Origin of the sequence: Pseudomonas sp. 28 E 9 (assembly GCF_900004785.1) — a bacterium.
GTDB lineage: Bacteria > Pseudomonadota > Gammaproteobacteria > Pseudomonadales > Pseudomonadaceae > Aquipseudomonas > Aquipseudomonas orientalis_A.
In genome coordinates this window covers 156,317-172,960 of the sequence record NZ_CVTK01000053.1, presented here as the reverse complement: position 1 = coordinate 172,960, position 16,644 = coordinate 156,317, and the positions used below count along the sequence as shown (strand labels likewise).

General features: G+C 62.3%; 15 protein-coding genes and 1 pseudogene. 9 read left to right on the top strand and 7 right to left on the bottom strand.

Features of this window, described 5'->3' with window-relative positions; translation table 11 throughout:
* Window positions 1–116 precede the first annotated feature (116 nt).
* Window positions 117–1,685 carry a TerC family protein gene (locus BFQ00_RS21285; RefSeq protein ID WP_065887470.1) on the top strand — a complete coding sequence of 523 codons (1,569 nt, stop codon included), beginning with the start codon at window positions 117–119 and terminating at the stop codon, window positions 1,683–1,685.
* A gap of 40 nt (window positions 1,686–1,725) precedes the next feature.
* Here the strand turns inward: BFQ00_RS21285 and BFQ00_RS30500 are convergent.
* Window positions 1,726–1,995, bottom strand: a pseudogene (locus tag BFQ00_RS30500) (thioredoxin family protein); the annotation flags it as partial.
* 70 nt (window positions 1,996–2,065) lie between these two features.
* The gene (locus BFQ00_RS21280) at window positions 2,066–2,314 is read right to left on the bottom strand and encodes a hypothetical protein (RefSeq protein ID WP_065893099.1); all 249 of its coding nucleotides are present in this window, start codon (window positions 2,312–2,314) and stop codon (window positions 2,066–2,068) included.
* A 278-nt stretch (window positions 2,315–2,592) separates the two neighbouring features.
* On the opposite strand from BFQ00_RS21280, the gene BFQ00_RS21275 reads away from it, so the two are divergent.
* The 8 genes from BFQ00_RS21275 to BFQ00_RS21240 all read left to right on the top strand — a co-directional run bounded on the left by BFQ00_RS21275 (window position 2,593) and on the right by BFQ00_RS21240 (window position 9,179).
* On the top strand, window positions 2,593–3,441 hold the full coding sequence (locus BFQ00_RS21275) for a transporter substrate-binding domain-containing protein (protein ID WP_065887468.1): 849 nt from the start codon (window positions 2,593–2,595) through the stop codon (window positions 3,439–3,441).
* 52 nt (window positions 3,442–3,493) lie between these two features.
* A complete protein-coding gene (locus BFQ00_RS21270) occupies window positions 3,494–4,156 on the top strand; it encodes an amino acid ABC transporter permease (protein ID WP_017737242.1) in 663 nt (220 codons plus the stop codon).
* 11 nt (window positions 4,157–4,167) lie between these two features.
* Window positions 4,168–4,830, top strand: a complete 663-nt coding sequence (locus BFQ00_RS21265) for an amino acid ABC transporter permease (RefSeq protein WP_065934655.1) — start codon at window positions 4,168–4,170, stop codon at window positions 4,828–4,830.
* A complete protein-coding gene (locus BFQ00_RS21260; RefSeq protein WP_065934654.1) occupies window positions 4,827–5,609 on the top strand; it encodes an amino acid ABC transporter ATP-binding protein in 783 nt (260 codons plus the stop codon). The genes BFQ00_RS21265 and BFQ00_RS21260 overlap by 4 nt, the downstream gene beginning before the upstream one ends.
* A 15-nt stretch (window positions 5,610–5,624) precedes the next feature.
* Complete coding sequence (locus BFQ00_RS21255; RefSeq protein WP_010210958.1) at window positions 5,625–6,014, top strand: RidA family protein; 390 nt, start codon at window positions 5,625–5,627, stop codon at window positions 6,012–6,014.
* Between the two features lie 168 nt (window positions 6,015–6,182).
* Window positions 6,183–6,947, top strand: a complete 765-nt coding sequence (locus BFQ00_RS21250; RefSeq protein WP_065934653.1) for an IclR family transcriptional regulator — start codon at window positions 6,183–6,185, stop codon at window positions 6,945–6,947.
* Window positions 6,948–6,956: 9 nt separating this feature from the next.
* Window positions 6,957–8,165, top strand: a complete 1,209-nt coding sequence (locus tag BFQ00_RS21245; RefSeq protein WP_065934652.1) for an amino acid deaminase — start codon at window positions 6,957–6,959, stop codon at window positions 8,163–8,165.
* Between the two features lie 108 nt (window positions 8,166–8,273).
* Window positions 8,274–9,179, top strand: coding sequence for a sugar kinase (locus BFQ00_RS21240; RefSeq protein WP_065934651.1), 906 nt, complete (start codon window positions 8,274–8,276; stop codon window positions 9,177–9,179).
* Between the two features lie 121 nt (window positions 9,180–9,300).
* Here BFQ00_RS21240 and BFQ00_RS21235 read toward each other — a convergent pair whose 3' ends face one another.
* The 5 genes from BFQ00_RS21235 to BFQ00_RS21215 form a co-directional block, all read right to left on the bottom strand.
* The gene (locus BFQ00_RS21235) at window positions 9,301–9,576 is read right to left on the bottom strand and encodes a peptidylprolyl isomerase (RefSeq protein ID WP_003174397.1); all 276 of its coding nucleotides are present in this window, start codon (window positions 9,574–9,576) and stop codon (window positions 9,301–9,303) included.
* A 43-nt stretch (window positions 9,577–9,619) separates the two neighbouring features.
* Window positions 9,620–12,157: a PAS domain-containing protein gene (locus tag BFQ00_RS21230; RefSeq protein WP_065934650.1), complete on the bottom strand. Its 2,538-nt coding sequence runs from the start codon at window positions 12,155–12,157 to the stop codon at window positions 9,620–9,622.
* A gap of 138 nt (window positions 12,158–12,295) precedes the next feature.
* Window positions 12,296–14,251: an acetoacetate--CoA ligase gene (locus BFQ00_RS21225; protein WP_065934649.1), complete on the bottom strand. Its 1,956-nt coding sequence runs from the start codon at window positions 14,249–14,251 to the stop codon at window positions 12,296–12,298.
* Between the two features lie 159 nt (window positions 14,252–14,410).
* The gene (locus BFQ00_RS21220) at window positions 14,411–15,184 is read right to left on the bottom strand and encodes a 3-hydroxybutyrate dehydrogenase (RefSeq protein ID WP_065934648.1); all 774 of its coding nucleotides are present in this window, start codon (window positions 15,182–15,184) and stop codon (window positions 14,411–14,413) included.
* A gap of 7 nt (window positions 15,185–15,191) precedes the next feature.
* Window positions 15,192–16,583, bottom strand: coding sequence for a GntP family permease (locus BFQ00_RS21215; protein WP_065934647.1), 1,392 nt, complete (start codon window positions 16,581–16,583; stop codon window positions 15,192–15,194).
* Window positions 16,584–16,644: the final 61 nt, after the last annotated feature.

Here is a 16,644-nt window from a genome sequence, read left to right as displayed (position 1 = left end):
CTGTCGTTGTTCCCGCTCGTACACCCCGTATTTCGTCGACTAACCTTGTCCCGGTCCAATGACCGCGTTTTGCCGTGTCCGGCATTCTGAACCACTTGAATACAGAGAACCCATAGATGGAATGGTTAGCGGATCCAACGGCCTGGCTCGGCCTTGCGACCTTGATTGTGCTGGAACTGGTACTGGGCATCGACAACCTGGTGTTTATCGCGATCCTCGCGGACAAATTGCCGCCTGAACAGCGCGACCGCGCGCGGCTGATCGGTTTGTCCCTGGCCTTGCTGATGCGCCTGGGCCTGCTGGCGAGTATTTCCTGGCTGGTGACGCTGACCCAGCCGCTGTTCGAGGTGTTCGACAAGAGTTTCTCCGGGCGTGACCTGATCATGCTGTTTGGCGGTGTGTTCCTGTTGTTCAAGGCCACCATGGAACTGCATGAACGCCTGGAAGGGCATGTGGCCCAGCATAAGGGCAACGTGGCCTATGCGATGTTCTGGCCGATCGTGGCGCAGATCGTGGTGCTCGACGCGGTGTTCTCCCTGGATGCGGTGATTACCGCCGTGGGCATGGTCGATGAGCTGGCGGTGATGATGATCGCGGTGATCGTGTCCATCGGTCTGATGATCGTCGCGAGCAAGCCGCTGACCCGCTTCGTCAACGCCCACCCGACGGTGATCATGCTGTGCCTGGGCTTTCTGATGATGATCGGCTTTGCGCTGACCGCCGAAGGCCTGGGCTTCCACATCCCCAAAGGCTACCTGTACGCGGCGATCGGCTTCTCGATTCTGATTGAAGTGTTCAACCAGATCGCCCGTTCGCGGCGCAAAAAGTCGGCGCAAGGTGTATTGCCGGTGCGTGAGCGGACCGCCCACGCGGTGATGCGCCTGCTCGGCGGTCGCGGCCTGGCGGTGGAGGAAGTCGGTGAAGAGGTGGCCGACCTGCTGGACGCGTCGGATGCTGCGCAAGGCCCGCTGTTCGATCGACGCGAACGCGTGATGATCAGTGGTGTGCTGCAACTGGCTGAGCGACCGATCCGCACATTGATGACGCCACGGGCCAAGGTCGACTGTATCGACCTGGCGGACGATCCCGAGAGCATCCGCCTGAAACTGATGCACTCGTCCTACTCGCGGTTGCCGTTGATCCGTAACGGCGCGGTGGATGAGCCCCTGGGTTTCGTGCACAAAAAGGAACTGCTCAAGGAATACCTGGCCGGCAACGAGCCGAACCTGGAAGACCTGGCGCGCCGGGCGATCAATCTGCTGGAGAGCTTTTCGATCCTCAATGCCTTGGAGCAAATGCGCCAGGAATCCACGCATATTGCTTTCGTGATCAACGAGTTCGGTGACTTCATGGGCGTGTTGAGCATGACCGATATCCTTGAATCCATCGCCGGTGAATTGCCCGATGCCAGCGAGATCGAAGGGCGGGAGATCGTCGAGGATGGCGCGGGGTTTCGTGCCGATGGCGCGTTGAATCTCGATCAGGTCCGTCGGCGCACCGGTTTCAAGGCGGCCGCTACCGAGGATTACCAGACCCTGGCCGGGTTGGTCATGAGCCTGCTCGATCGCCTGCCCGTGGTGGGCGATCACCTGGAACATGAAGGTTGGCGGTTGACGGTGGCTGCGGTGCGTGAGCGCCGGGTGACGCAGGTGTTCCTTGAGCCTCTTTCAGGGCATAGCGCCTGAATAGGCCATCAAGGGTTTGCTCCTGGGTTGCCTGGGGGCCAAACCCTTCGATGAATTCCCTGATCTCGCCATTGACGTGAGGGACAAGGGTGGGTGTCGCTCTCACGCCTGGCAACCTGGGGGTTTTTGCGATATCGACCACCAGGCATTTCACTGTTTTGTAATGCCGTGCAACCGCTTCAAAGCGCTCGGCTGCAGGGCCGCATCCAGGGCAGGTCTCTGAAACAAACAGTATGAATACGATTGGAGCGGACCTGACGATCGACTGATACTGCTCGTTGGTTGCAATTGCGTCCTTGGCGATACCCATGGTGACGTCCCTCGGCCAGCGTTTTTTGCCAACGCTAGGCCGATGGTTTATCGGCGTCTACTGTCAACCTTCACAGGTCCGGCTGACGCTCCAGCCGCTCCCGGGCCTTGCGCGCCTGGCTGGCGCACTTGCGGTATTCCTCATTGTCACGGGACGCCTTGGCCTCACGGTAGGCATGGTGATTCTGGCTGGTGTAGTTGGTGTCGAAGGCTTCCTTGAGTTTGCGCAGTTGTTCCTTGCAGTCGCGGCGGTCGTTGCTCGCCAGCGCGTTGCCGGCCACCAGATAGCACAGCATTAACAGGCCAAGGCTCAATTTCATCCGGGGGTTCCTCCATGTAGGGGCTTGCTCGTTCTACAGGTTAGCTCAACGGTGCACAGTTGGTGCGCAGTAACACCGTTGTGGGGCAACCGGTAGCAGCCTGATGGGGTGATGGCGCAACGCCGCTGCGTTCTTCAATCGCTATCCTGCTGATCCATAAACAATTTCCCTCGTGCGTATGTTTCCCTGAAAGCCTATGGCACACTTCCTGCTGTCTATTCCGTTGTTACATACCAAGTTCCGGTATAGCGGAATACACATCTCCTGGAGTGCTTGTCATGCATCACCGACCTTCCGTGTTCAAAGCGTGTGTTTTTCTCTTCGCCGCCTCGGCGTGCGTTGCCAGCCTCGCGCAGGCGGCGGACAGCAAACTCGACAATGTGCTCAAGCGTGGGCATCTGATCGTGGGTACAGGCAGTACCAATGCGCCGTGGCACTTCCAGGGAGCGGATGGCAAGTTGCAGGGTTTCGATATCGACATTGGCCGCATCGTCGCCAAGGGCCTGTTCAATGACCCGAGCAAGGTCGAGTTCGTGGTGCAGTCGTCCGACGCGCGGATTCCCAACCTGCTGACCGACAAGGTCGACATGAGTTGCCAGTTCATCACCGTCACCGCCAGCCGTGCGCAGCAAGTGGCCTTCACCCTGCCGTACTACCGCGAGGGCGTCGGCCTGCTGCTGCCGAACACCAGCAAGTACAAGGAAATCGAAGACCTGCAGGCGGCGGGCGATGGCGTCACCGTGGCCGTGCTGCAGAACGTGTATGCCGAGGAATTGGTGCACCAGGCGCTGCCCAAGGCCAAGGTCGACCAGTACGACAGCGTCGACCTGATGTACCAGGCCGTGAACTCCGGTCGCGCCGATGCCGCCGCCACCGACCAGTCCTCGGTCAAATACCTGATGGTGCAAAATCCTGGCCGCTATCGCAGCCCGACCTACGCCTGGAGCCCGCAGACCTACGCGTGTGCGGTCAAGCGTGGCGACCAGGACTGGCTGAACTTCGTCAATACCGCGCTGCATGAAGCCATGACCGGCGTCGAATTCCCCACCTACAAGGCCTCGTTCAAGCAATGGTTCGGCGTTGACCTGCCGGAGCCGGCGATTGGTTTTCCCGTGGAATTCAAGTGATCCGCAACAATCGGGGCGCGCTTGATGGCGCCCCATTCAGGTAGTGCCGACCATGAACTATCAGTTGAACTTTGCCGCCGTATGGCGTGATTTCGACACCTTGCTGGCGGGCCTCGGCCTGGGTCTGCAGTTGGCCCTGCTGTCGATCGCGATCGGCTGCGTGATCGGCCTGCTGATGGCGTTTGCCATGCTCTCCAGGCACCGCGCGTTGCGCATCTTCGCTTCGGTGTACGTGACGGTGGTGCGCAACACGCCGATCCTGGTGTTGATCCTGTTGATCTACTTCGCCCTGCCGTCGCTGGGGATTCGCCTGGATAAAATTCCGTCGTTCATCATTACCCTGTCGCTGTATGCCGGGGCCTATTTGACCGAGGTATTCCGCGCCGGGCTGTTGAACATTCCCAAGGGCCTGCGCGAAGCCGGCTTGGCGATTGGCCTGGGTGAGTGGCGTATCCGCGCCTATATCACCGTGCCGGTGATGCTGCGCAATGTGCTGCCGGCGCTGTCGAACAACTTTATCTCGCTGTTCAAGGACACCTCCCTGGCCGCTGCGATTGCGGTGCCGGAGCTGACCTATTACGCCCGCAAGATCAACGTCGAAAGCTACCGGGTGATTGAAACCTGGCTGGTCACGACCGCGCTCTACGTGGCTGCCTGTTACCTCATTGCCATGCTGCTCCGTTACCTGGAACAGCGTCTGGCGATCCGTCGTTAAGGAGGGTTTCCATGTACGAATCCCCCAGTTGGCTGCATGAAGTGTGGATTGCCCGGGAGACGCTGTGGGCAGGGTTTCAGACCAGCATCTACTGCTCGGCGCTGGCAATTTTTTTCGGCACCCTGATCGGTATCTGCGCCGGGATGGTGCTCACTTACGGCAAGTTCTGGATGCGTGCGCCGTTTCGTCTGTATGTCGACCTGATTCGCGGCACACCGGTGTTTGTGCTGGTGTTGGCGTGTTTCTACATGCTGCCGGCGCTCGGCTGGCAGATCAGCGCGTTCCAGGCCGGCGCCGTCGGGCTCACGCTGTTCTGTGGCTCCCACGTCGCGGAAATCGTGCGCGGTGCGCTGCAAGCCATTCCCCGTGGGCAACTGGAAGCGGGCAAGGCGATTGGCCTGACGTTCTACCAGTCCCTGGGCTACGTGCTGTTGCCCCAGGCGCTGCGGCAGATCCTGCCGACCTGGGTCAATTCCTCCACGGAAATCGTCAAGGCCTCGACCCTGCTCTCGGTCATCGGCGTGGCCGAGTTGCTGCTGAGCACCCAGCAAGTCATCGCACGCACCTTCATGACCCTGGAGTTCTACCTGTTCGCAGGCTTTATGTTCTTTGTCATCAACTACGCCATTGAAATATTCGGGCGCTACATTGAAAAGCGGGTGGCCTTGCCATGAATCAACTTCAAACAACCGAACCGCTGCTGAATATTCGTGGCCTGCGCAAGCAATACGGGGCGGTGGAAGTGCTCAAGGGCGTCGACCTGAGCCTGCAGCGCGGCAACGTGGTGACCCTGATCGGCTCCAGCGGCTCGGGCAAGACCACCCTGTTGCGTTGCGTCAACCTGCTGGAAGAATTCCAGGGCGGGCAGATTACCCTGGACGGCGAGTCCATCGGTTACAGCGACGTGGCCGGCAAGCGCGTGCGTCATCTCGAGCGCGTGATCGCCCAACACCGCGCGATGACTGGCATGGCGTTCCAGCAGTTCAACCTGTTCCCGCATTTGACCGCCTTGCAGAACGTGACGTTGGGCTTGTTGAAAGTTAAGAAAATGCCTAAGTACGAGGCGGTGTCGCTCGCGGAAAAATGGCTCGACCGCGTGGGACTTCTGGAGCGTCGCAATCACTTCCCCGGTCAGTTGTCCGGCGGCCAGCAACAGCGTGTGGCGATTGCGCGGGCGATTGCCATGAACCCTAGCCTGATGCTGTTCGACGAAGTGACCTCGGCCCTCGACCCGGAGCTGGTAGGCGAAGTGCTCAGCGTGATCAAGGGACTGGCGGAGGAGGGCATGACCATGTTGCTGGTCACCCACGAAATGCGCTTTGCCTATGAAGTGTCGGACAAGATCGTTTTCATGAATCAGGGGCGCATTGAAGAGCAGGGCAGCGCCAAGGATATTTTCGAACGCCCGCAGTCGCCGCGACTGGCGGAATTTCTCAAGAACATTCGTTTTTAATCAAGGAGCTATTTTATGAGCATTACTCGTTACGGTGCCGGCAGTACAGCCGGCGGCGGCCAGCCACGTCCTTTCGCCCGCGCAGTGGAAGCGGACGGCTGGTTGTACGTTTCAGGCCAGGTGCCTGCGGTGGACGGCGAAATCATCACTGGCGGGATCATCGAGCAAACCCGCCAGACCATGCGCAACGTGGTGGCGATCCTTGAAGAGGCCGGCTACGAATTGAAAGACGTGGTGCGTGTCGGCGTGTGGCTGGAAGACCCACGGGACTTCTGGAGTTTCAACAAGGTGTTCGGCGAATACTTCACCCCGGAACACGCCCCTGCGCGTGCCTGCGTGCAGGCGAACATGATGGTCGATTGCAAGGTGGAGATCGATTGCGTGGCCTACAAGAAAAAGGGCTAAATTGGCCCCATTCTCAAGACCACAGCAACTCCAATATGGGAGGGGGCTTGCCCCCGATAGCGGTGTATCAGTAACAGATGTATGGACTGACACACTGCAATCGGGGGCAAGCCCTCTCCCACAGGGGATCACTGTGCAGCACACACCCAAGACCGGACCGGAACCGCCATGACCGAAGACACCATCAAACGCCGCGCCAAGGGCCTGGACCGTGCGTTCGATATCCTCGATTTTCTCAAGGAAGTCGGCCAGCCGCTGCGCCCGAATGATATCGCCAGTGGCATCGGCAGCCCCAAGTCCACGGTCTATGAACTGGTCGCCTCGCTGCTCGAACGGCGCATCCTGGAAACCGTGGGCAAGGACGGTCACGTCTACCTCGGACGCCAGCTGTATTTTCTCGGCCAGGCGCACCTGCGCCACTTCGACCTGACCCGCGAGGCCGACCACGCCTTGCAGGAAATCGTCAGTCAAACCCACGAAACCGCGCAGATGTGCCTGCTCAACGGGCGCAAGTACACCGTGGCGCTGATGCGCGAAGGCCAGCGGCATTTCCGGATTTCGTCGGATATCGGTGAAAACGCGCCGATCCCCTGGACCGCTTCCGGGCGCCTGTTGCTGGGGCATTTGAGCGACCGGCAGATCATCGACCTGATCGACCCCGACGATTTCATCCTGCCGGATGGCCTGCGCCTGCCCCTGGAGACCTTCCTGGCACAGATCCGCCAGGCCACCCTCGACGGGTTCTTCTCCTTCGACAGCGTGGCCGACACCTTTACCCACTGCTTTGCCGCCCCGGTGCGCGATTCTCAGGGCATCAGCATCGCGACGCTGTGCATCGTTGCCCCCCGGGCCGATGCGAGCAAAAACTACCATGACTATCGCCGGGTGCTGATCGACAGCGCCAACAGCCTGGCCCGGCGCATCACCGAATAGGAATTTCCCATGTCTGCCTTCAATGCCGTTGAAAAAGGCGCCGCCGCCATTGGCGCCCATCTGGTCCGCGACGTGAGCCTGCCGGCCCTGGTGCTGCACCGCGAAGCCCTGGAGCACAACATTCGCTGGATGCAGGACTTTGTCAGCAACAGCGGCGCGCAGTTGGCGCCCCACGGCAAGACCAGCATGATGCCCGCCCTGTTCCAGCGTCAGATCACTGCCGGAGCCTGGGGCATCACCCTGGCCAACGCCGTGCAGACCCGCGCCGCCTATGCCGGTGGCGTGCGCCGTGTGCTGATGGCCAATCAGTTGGTGGGCGCGCCGAACATGGCGTTGATTGCCGACCTGCTGGCCGATCAGGATTTCGACTTTCATTGCATGGTCGATCACCCGGACAACGTCGCGGACCTGGGCCTGTTCTTCGCCGCCCGTGGCCTGCGCCTGAACGTGATGATCGAGTACGGCGTGGTCGGTGGCCGGTGCGGCTGCCGCAGCGAGCAGGAAGTGCGCGAATTGGCCAAGGCGATCAAGGCTCAACCTGCGTTGGCGCTGACCGGTATCGAAGGCTACGAAGGCGTGATCCACGGCGAGCACGCCATCAGTGGCATCCGTGACTTCGCTGCCAGCCTGGTGCGCCTGGCGGTGGACCTGCAAGACAACGGCTACTTTGATTTGCCCAAGCCAATCGTCACCGCGTCGGGTTCGGCCTGGTATGACCTGATCGCCGAATCCTTCGAGCAACAGAATGCCGCCGGGCGCTTCCTCAGCGTGCTGCGCCCAGGCAGCTACGTGGCCCACGACCATGGCATCTACAAGCAAGCGCAATGCTGTGTGCTGGACCGTCGCAGCGACCTCGACGAAGGCCTGCGCCCGGCGCTGGAAGTCTGGGCCCATGTGCAATCGTTGCCCGAACCCGGCTTTGCGGTGATCGCCCTGGGCAAGCGCGACGTGGCCTACGACGCCGGTCTGCCGGTGCCGCTCAAGCGCTACAAGGCTGGCATCGTGCCGGCCGAGGGCGATGATGTGAGTGCGTGCCAGGTGACCGCCGTGATGGACCAGCATGCGTTCATGACCGTGGCGCCGGGGGTTGAACTGCGCATTGGTGACATCATTTCGCTGGGTACTTCCCATCCCTGCCTGACGTTCGACAAGTGGCAGGTGGGTTGCCTGGTGGATGAGCAGCTGCGGGTGATCGAGACCCTGCGTACCTGCTTCTAGACCGAGTCGCGACTATCGGGGGCAAGCCCCCTCCCACAGGGAATGCATTCCAAATGTGGGAGGAGGCTTGCCCCCGATGAGGCCATCAGCCCCACCGAGAAATCAGCCATGACCACCAAACCGCGCATCGCCCTCATCGGCGAATGCATGATCGAACTGCAACACCGCGCCGATGGCAGCCTGCACCAGAGCTTCGGCGGCGATACCCTGAACACCGCCGTGTACCTGCGCCGCGAACTGGGGGATGTCGGCAGCGTCGACTATGTCACCGCCCTGGGCGACGACAGCTTCAGCGACTCAATGTGCGCGCAGTGGCAAGCCGAGGGCATTGGCCTGGGCATGGTCCAGCGCCTGCCCGGACGCCTGCCGGGCTTGTATTGCATCCAGACCGATGCCAATGGCGAGCGCAAGTTTCTCTACTGGCGCAACGAAGCGGCCGTGCGCGATTGCTTCACCACGCCTGCGGCCGAGCCGATCCTGGCGGCGTTGCCGGAGTATGACCTGGTGTATTTCAGCGGCATCACCCTGGCGGTGCTGGGTGAGGTTGGGCGCGCACGCTTGCTGGACACCCTGGTGCAAACCCGCCGCCGGGGCGGCAAGGTGGTGTTCGATAACAACTACCGGCCACGGCTATGGGCCGATGTGGACGCGGCGCGTGAGGCTTATCGCAAGGTGTCGGCCGAAGTGGATATCGCCTTGTTGACCGAGGATGACGAGCGCGCGCTGTTTGGCTATGAGGACAGCGAGCAGGTGTTTGCGGCCTATCCAGCGATTGCCGAGGTGGTGCTCAAGCGCGGGGCGGATGCATGTTTGATTCGTTGCGCGGGGGAGCGTTTTGCCGTGCCGGCATTGAAGGTGGAGAAGGTGGTGGACACCACGGCGGCGGGGGATTCGTTCAGTGCGGCGTACCTGGCCGGGCGGCTCAAGGGCGGCTCGCCGCAAGCGGCGGCGTTGGCGGGGCATCGGCTGGCGAGTCGGGTGATTCAGGTGCCGGGGGCGCTGATACCGAGGTGAATGGCCGCCTGTGGCGGATCGGGGGCAAGCCCCCTCCCACAGTTAACCGCGTTTTAACTGCAAGAATGCAGCCCAATGTGGGAGGGGGCTTGCCCCCGATAGCGGTGTAAAGCCAACCCCATCAATCCCGATAAAACACCTGCACCAGATGATAGCCAAACTTGCTCTTGATCGGCCCATGCACCACCTTCACCGGCTTCTTGAAGATCACCGCATCGATCGCCCCCACCATCTGCCCGGGCCGCACCTCTCCCAGATCACCGCCACGCTTGCCCGACGGGCAGGTGGAGTATTTCTTGGCGAGCACGTCAAACGCTTCGCCCTTGGCAATGCGCTGCTTGAGCTGTTCGGCTTCTTCGCTGGTCTTCACCAGGATATGACGGGCTTGGGCTTTCATTGATCTCTACCAGGTCTTCGACGGCGCGCGATTATGCCTGAACTCAGGCCTCGACGCCGATCATGCTGCGGATTTTGGTGGCCAGCAGGTCCATGGAAAATGGCTTGGCGACCATGTCCATGCCGTCCTCCAGGAAGCCCTGGCGTTCAGCGGCTTTCTCCGCATAACCGGTCATAAACAGCACGCGCAGGCCCGGGCGATGTTGGCGGGCGATTTCCGCCAGTTGCCTGCCGTTCATGCCCGGCAGGCCGACGTCGGTCACCAGCAAATCCACGCGCAAGTCCGACTCCAGCAGCGGCAGCGCGGCCCGGGCATCCGCCGCCTGGTGAGCGGTATAGCCCAGTTCGTCGAGTACGTTGACCACCAGCATGCGCACCGCCGGGTCGTCCTCGACCACCACCACGGCTTCTCCGGCCAGGGCCACCGGGGCTTCGCCCAGGCTGGCGGGCAGGCTGCTTTCCAGCGCGGTGCCATGCAGGCGCGGCAGGTACAGGCGCACGCACGTGCCCTGGCCCGGCTCGCTCTGGATGGTTACATGGCCCCCGGACTGCTGGGCGAAGCCGTAGATCATCGACAAGCCCAGGCCCGTGCCTTGGCCGATGGGCTTGGTGGTGAAGAACGGGTCGAAGGCCTTGGCCAGGATTTTCGGCGCCATGCCGCTGCCGTTGTCGCGCACGCCGAGCATCACGTAGTCGCCGGCCTTGACCGGCTCCAGGGTGGTGATATCCGTGCCGTCCAGATAGCTGTTGGCGGTTTCGATCAGCAGTTCGCCGCCGTCGGGCATGGCGTCGCGGGCGTTGATCACCAGGTTGAGCAGGGCGTTTTCCAGTTGGCTGGCGTCGGTGTTCACCGGCCATATGTCTTTGCCAAGCTGCACGTTGAGGGTGATATGCGCGCCCTTGGTGCGGCGAAAGAGATCCTCCAGGGACGCCACCAACTGGTTGGGATCGGTGGGGCGCCGGTCCAGCGATTGGCGCCGCGAGAATGCCAGCAGCCGGTGGGTAAGGGCGGCGGCGCGGTGGGCGGACGTCACGGCGGCATCGGCAAAGCGGCCGATGTCCTCACTGCGGCCGTCGGCAATGTAGCGTTGCATCAGGTCGAGGCTGCCGATGATACCGGTGAGCATATTGTTGAAGTCGTGGGCGATACCGCCCGTGAGCTGGCCCACCGCTTCCATTTTCTGCGCGTGGCGCAAGGCGTCTTCGGCCCGTTCGCGTTCGAACATTTCATTCTGCAGGCGCTGGTTGGCCTCGGCCAGTGCCTGGGTGCGCTGGGCCACGCGTTCTTCGAGGTTCTCGTTGAGATGGCGCAGGGCTTCTTCGGTGAGCTTGCGTTCGGTCTCGTCGATCACAAAGATGTAGAAACCGTTCACCGAGCCGTCGTTGCTGAAGCGCGGCAGGTACTTCATCAAGGCATGGCGCGCGCGCCCGTCGCGGTGCGGCGTGACGGTCATGAAACTGCACGCCTTGCCGTTGAGCGCGGCGGCGATCTTGTCGGCGCGTCCGGCGTAGACGTCGTCGCCGATGACTTCGCGGATGGTCTTGCCGTACAGCTCTTGCGGCGTTTGCCCGTACCAGTCGAGGTAGGCACTGTTGTTCAGGCGAAAGCGCTGCTCGTGGTCGACGTAGCCGATCAACACCGGCATGGCGTTGATGATCAGTTGCAGCTCGGTCTGGCTTTGACGCAGCGCCTGTTCGGTGTGCTTGCGCTCGGTGAGGTCGAGCGCGGCGCCAAGGAACCGCGCCGGCCGTCCGTGCGGGTCCTTGTAGCAGCGGCCCCGGGCAAACACCCAGCGCACCTGGCCGTCGGCTTGCTGCAGGCGGTATTCCTCGGCGTATTCGGTGCCGTGGGTGATGCAGTGCTTGATGCTGCGCGTGACCGTGCCACGGTCTTCGGGGTGCACGCCGAGCAGGTAGGCGCTGATGGGCAACAGGCCGGCGTCATTCGGGTCGACGCCATGCAAGTGAGCGAAATGCGCGTCGGCGATAAAGCGATCTTCGCCGATGTCCCAGTCCCAGGTGCCCACCGCGTCGGTCGCCGCCAGTGCCAGTTGCAGGCGCTGCTCGGTGCTGTGCTGGGCCTTGAGGCTGTCTTCGGAACGCTGCTGCAATTCGAGGGTTTTGCTGCGCCGCTCGTTGGTTTCGATGGCGGTGACCAGGATGCCGGCCACGCGGCCGCTTTCGTCGCGCACCGGGCTGTAGGTCAGGTCGAGCCAGATTTCAGTGTCGCGCTGGTTGCGCTGCAGCACGAAACATTGCTCGCTGAAGGTCCGCACCTGGCCACCGAGCACCGCGTCGTAGATCGGCGCGGCAAAGCCCTGCAGTTCCGGCCAGGTAGTGTGTACCGGCTGGCCGAGGGCGTCGGGGTGCTTGTTGCCGGCCAGCAGGGCGAAGCCATCGTTGTAGAGCTGGATGAGTTGCTCGCCCCAGAGCAGCAGCATCGGCATGGGCGAATGCACCACGATATCCACGGCGGTGCGCAGACTTTGCGGCCAGCCACTGGCCTCACCGAGGGGGCTTTGCGCCCAGTCCAGCCGCTCGATCAGTGCAGCGGCCTCGCTACCGGTGGATGTTCCATTCATGAAAAAGCCCTGCGCTTGACGCTTTGAAAAAAGACAACACCTATTATCCCTAGAGAGAACCACGGGTGGCTACCTCGGAAAATAGCATGCATTTTTGGATTTTTTCAAAAACGCCGCGTCAGCGCTGAAACCTTTCATCTATCCAGCCAGCTCAGGGCGGTCGCGAAATTGCTCGAGCGCCTGGGGATTGGCCAGCGCATCGGTGTTTTTCACCGGCTCACCATGCACGAGGTTGCGCACCGCCAGTTCGACGATCTTGCCGCTGATGGTGCGCGGGATATCCGTGACCGCGAGGATCTTCGCCGGCACATGGCGCGGCGTGGTATTGGCACGGATCACCTGGCGAATCTGCTGCTCCAGCGCCTCATCCAGTTGCACACCGTGGTCAAGGCGCACAAACAGCACCACGCGCACATCGTCCTGCCAGCGCTGGCCGATGGCGAGGCTTTCCAGCACCTGGGGGACTTTTTCCACCTGGCGATAAATCTCGGCGGTGCCGATGCGCACGCCGCCAGGGTTGAGCACCGCGTCGGAGCGGCCGTGGATCAGCAGGCTGCCATTGGGACGCTGTTCGGCATAGTCGCCCTGGGCCCACACGCCGGGGAACTGGCTGAAATACGACGCCCGCAGTTTGTGCTGCTGTGGATCGTTCCACAGCCCGATGGGCATGGCCGGAAAGTGCCGGGTACACACCAGTTCGCCTTTTTCGCCGAGCAGCGGCCGGCCCTGGTCGTCCCACACTTCGATGGCCATCCCCAGGCTCTTGCACTGCATTTCGCCACGGCGCACCGGCAGCACCGGGTTGCCGATCACGAAGCAGGAGACGATATCGGTGCCGCCGGACATGGACGACAGGCACAGCTCGCCCTTGATCTCGCGGTACACATAGTCGTAACTCTGGGGCGACAACGGTGAACCGGTGGAAATCAAGCCCTTGAGGCTGCTCAGGTGGTGACTCAGGCGTGGCTGCAACCCGGCTTTCTCCAGGGTGACCAGGAACTTGGGGCTGGTGCCGAACACACTGATGTTTTCCGCATCGATCAGGTCGATCAAACGCTCGGGGCCGGGATGGAACGGCGAGCCGTCATACAGCACCGCCGTAGCGCCAATCGCCAGCACGGACACCAGCCAGTTCCACATCATCCAGCCGCAGGTGGTGTAGTAGAACAGGCAGTCCTCACGGGACAGGTCGGCGTGCAGGCCGTGTTCCTTGAGGTGGGTGAGCAACACGCCGCCGGTGCCGTGAATGATGCACTTGGGCACGCCGGTGGTGCCGCTGGAATAGAGGATATACAGCGGATGATCGAACGGCACCGCGACAAATTCAGGCTCGCCGCCGGCCTGGTAAACGTCGTCCCACAGCCTGACCCGGGCCTGGGTGAGGTAGTCGCCGACCTGCGCCTGCGGGCGGGCGTAGGGCACGATGATCAGTTGCTCCACGGACGGCAGCCGCGCGAGGATTTCATTGAGTTTGGCGCTCTGGTCGAGGGTCTTGCCGGCATAGCGATAACCGGCGCAGGTGATCAGCACCTTGGGTTCGATCTGGCCGAATCGGTCGATGACACCCTGAGTACCGAAATCCGGCGAGGAGCACGACCAGATCGCCCCGAGGCTGGTGGTGGCGAGCATGCCGACCAGGGTTTGCCAGGTGTTGGGCATGCACGCGGCCACCCGGTCACCGAGGCCGACCCCGGCCGCGCGCAGGCTGTTTTGCAGGCCGGCTACGTGGGCGGCCAACTCGGCGTAGGTCAGTTGTTCGCGCTGGCCGTCTTCGCTGATGGCAACCACGGCAGGGTGGTCGTCGCGACGGCGCAGCAAGTGCTCTGCAAAGTTCAACGTCGCGCCGGGAAACCACTGGGCGCTGGGCATTTCGCTCCCTTCGATCAGCGTGGCGCTGGGTGGGCTGCGAAAGTGCACGTCAAAGAACGCCACGATGGCCTGCCAGAAGTTCGCGCGCTGGTCGATGCTCCATTGGTGCAGGGCGGGGTAGTCGCTGAGCTGCACGTCGTGGCGAGCATTGATGAAACGTCGGAACTGGTCCATGCGCGTGGTGGCGATGCGTTCGGGGGAGGGTTGCCAAAGGATGTCGGACATAGCGAGATCTCTTGTTCTTATGCACGTTCTTCCAAACAATGGAGTTCCAGTGTGGGAGGGGGCTTGCCCCCGATGGCGGTGGTTCAGCTGGCACATGTGATACTGATCCACTGCCATCGGGGGCAAGCCCCCTCCCACATTAATCTCCACTGTCTGGGGTTATTGGGCCAGCCAGCCGCCATCGATATTCCACGCCGCACCCCGCACCTGGGCGCCGGCTTCGCTGCATAAAAACAGCACCAACTCGCCCAACTGCGACGGCGTCACAAACGCCAGCGACGGCTGCTTCTCCGCCAGCAGATCCTGCTGCGCCTGCTGCGGCTGCACCCCAGTGGCCACGCGATCATCAATCTGCTTCTGCACCAGCGGGGTCAGCACCCAGCCTGGGCAGATGGCATTGCACGTGACGTTGCTGGTGGCGGTTTCCAGGCCGACGACTTTAGTCAGGCCGATAACCCCGTGCTTGGCCGCCACATAGGCCGCCTTGCCCACCGAACCTACCTGGCCATGCACCGAGGCAATGTTGACGATGCGTCCCCAGCCCCTGGCCTTCATGCCCGGCAGGCTCAGGCGGGTGGCGTGGAACACCGATGACAGGTTGATGGCGATGATCGCGTCCCAGCGCTCCACCGGAAAGTCTTCCACCGCCGCCACGTGCTGGATGCCGGCGTTATTGACCAGAATGTCGACGCCGCCGAACTCGCGCTCGGCATAGGCGAACATCTCGGCGATCTGCGCCGGGTCGCTGACATCCGCCGGGTGATGCCCGACCTTGCCGCCAAACGCCTGCACCTGGGCGATCACCGCGCTGGCGTCGCCGAAGCCGTTGAGGATCAGGTTGGCGCCGGCTTTGGCCAGGCTCAGGGCAATGCCCAGGCCGATGCCGCTGGTGGAGCCGGTGACCAGTGCCGTCTTGCCGTTCAATGTCGTCATGAAAACCTCACACAATGCCGGTGGCGTAGAAAGTACCGATCACCACGAACACCGCGAGGGTCTTGATGATCGTGATGCCGAAAATGTCCTTGTAGGCTTCGCGGTGAGTCAGCCCGGTCACCGCCAGCAGCGTGATCACCGCGCCGTTGTGGGGCAGGGTGTCCATGCCGCCGCTGGCCATGGCCGCGACCCGGTGCAGCACTTCAAGGGGGATATTGGCCGCATGGGCCGCTGAAATAAAGCTCTCGGACATGGCCGCCTGGGCGATGCTCATGCCGCCGGACGCGGAGCCGGTGATGCCCGCCAGCAAGGTCACGGTAATGGCTTCGTTGACCAGCGGGTTGGGAATGCCCTTGAGCCAGTCCGCCAGAACCAGAAAGCCCGGCAACGACGCAATCACCGCACCAAAGCCGTATTCCGAGGCGGTGTTCATGGCGGCGAGCAGCGCGCCGCTGACCGCACTTTTACTGCCTTCGGCCAGCTTGCTCTTGATCGCCGAGAAGCCGAACACCAGCACCACGATAATCCCCACCAGCAACGCGGCCTGCACTGCCCAGATCGCCGTGAGCTTGGCGATGTCGGTGGTCACCGGGGTGCTCATGCCGGGCAGGCTGAGGCTGTGGGTCTTGCCGTACCACTGCGGGATCCAGTGGGTGAACAGCAGGTTCATCACTCCCACCAGAATCAGCGGCGACAGCGCGACCCAGGGGTTGGGCAGGGTCAGGTTTTCGGCGGTTTCCGGTTCATTGCGCAGCTCGGTGCCATAGCCTTCACCTGCGCGCTGGGCCTTGTTGCGCTGGCGTGCCAGGTACAGCATGCCGGCGCAGAACACGAAGATCGTGCCGATCAGCCCCAGCCACGGCGCCGCCCAGGCGGTGGTGTTGAAGAAGGTGCTGGGGATGATGTTCTGGATCTGCGGCGTGCCGGGCAGGGCGTCCATGGTGAACGAAAACGCACCGAGGGCGATGGTGGCCGGGATCAGGCGCTTGGGGATATTGCTCTGGCGGAACATCTCCGCCGCAAACGGGTACACCGCGAATACCACCACGAACAGCGACACACCGCCGTAGGTGAGCAGGGCGCAGACCAGCACGATCACCAGCATCGCCTGGCGCGTACCGAGCACACGAATGGCGGCGGCGACAATCGAGCGCGAAAAGCCCGACAGCTCGATCAGCTTGCCGAATACCGCGCCGAGCAGGAACACCGGGAAATACAGCTTGATAAAGCCGACCATCTTTTCCATGAACACCCCGGTAAAGGCCGGGGCGACAGCGGACGGGTCGGTGAGCAGCACCGCGCCGAGGGCAGCGATTGGGGCAAACAGGATGACGCTGTAGCCACGGTAGGCAGCCAGCATCAGCAGCGCCAGGGCTGCCAGGGCAATGATCACACTCATGGTGTGTCTCCATCGGATTGTTATTGTTGTGGGGTGGGCTTTGGGGGAGGTATAGCGAGAT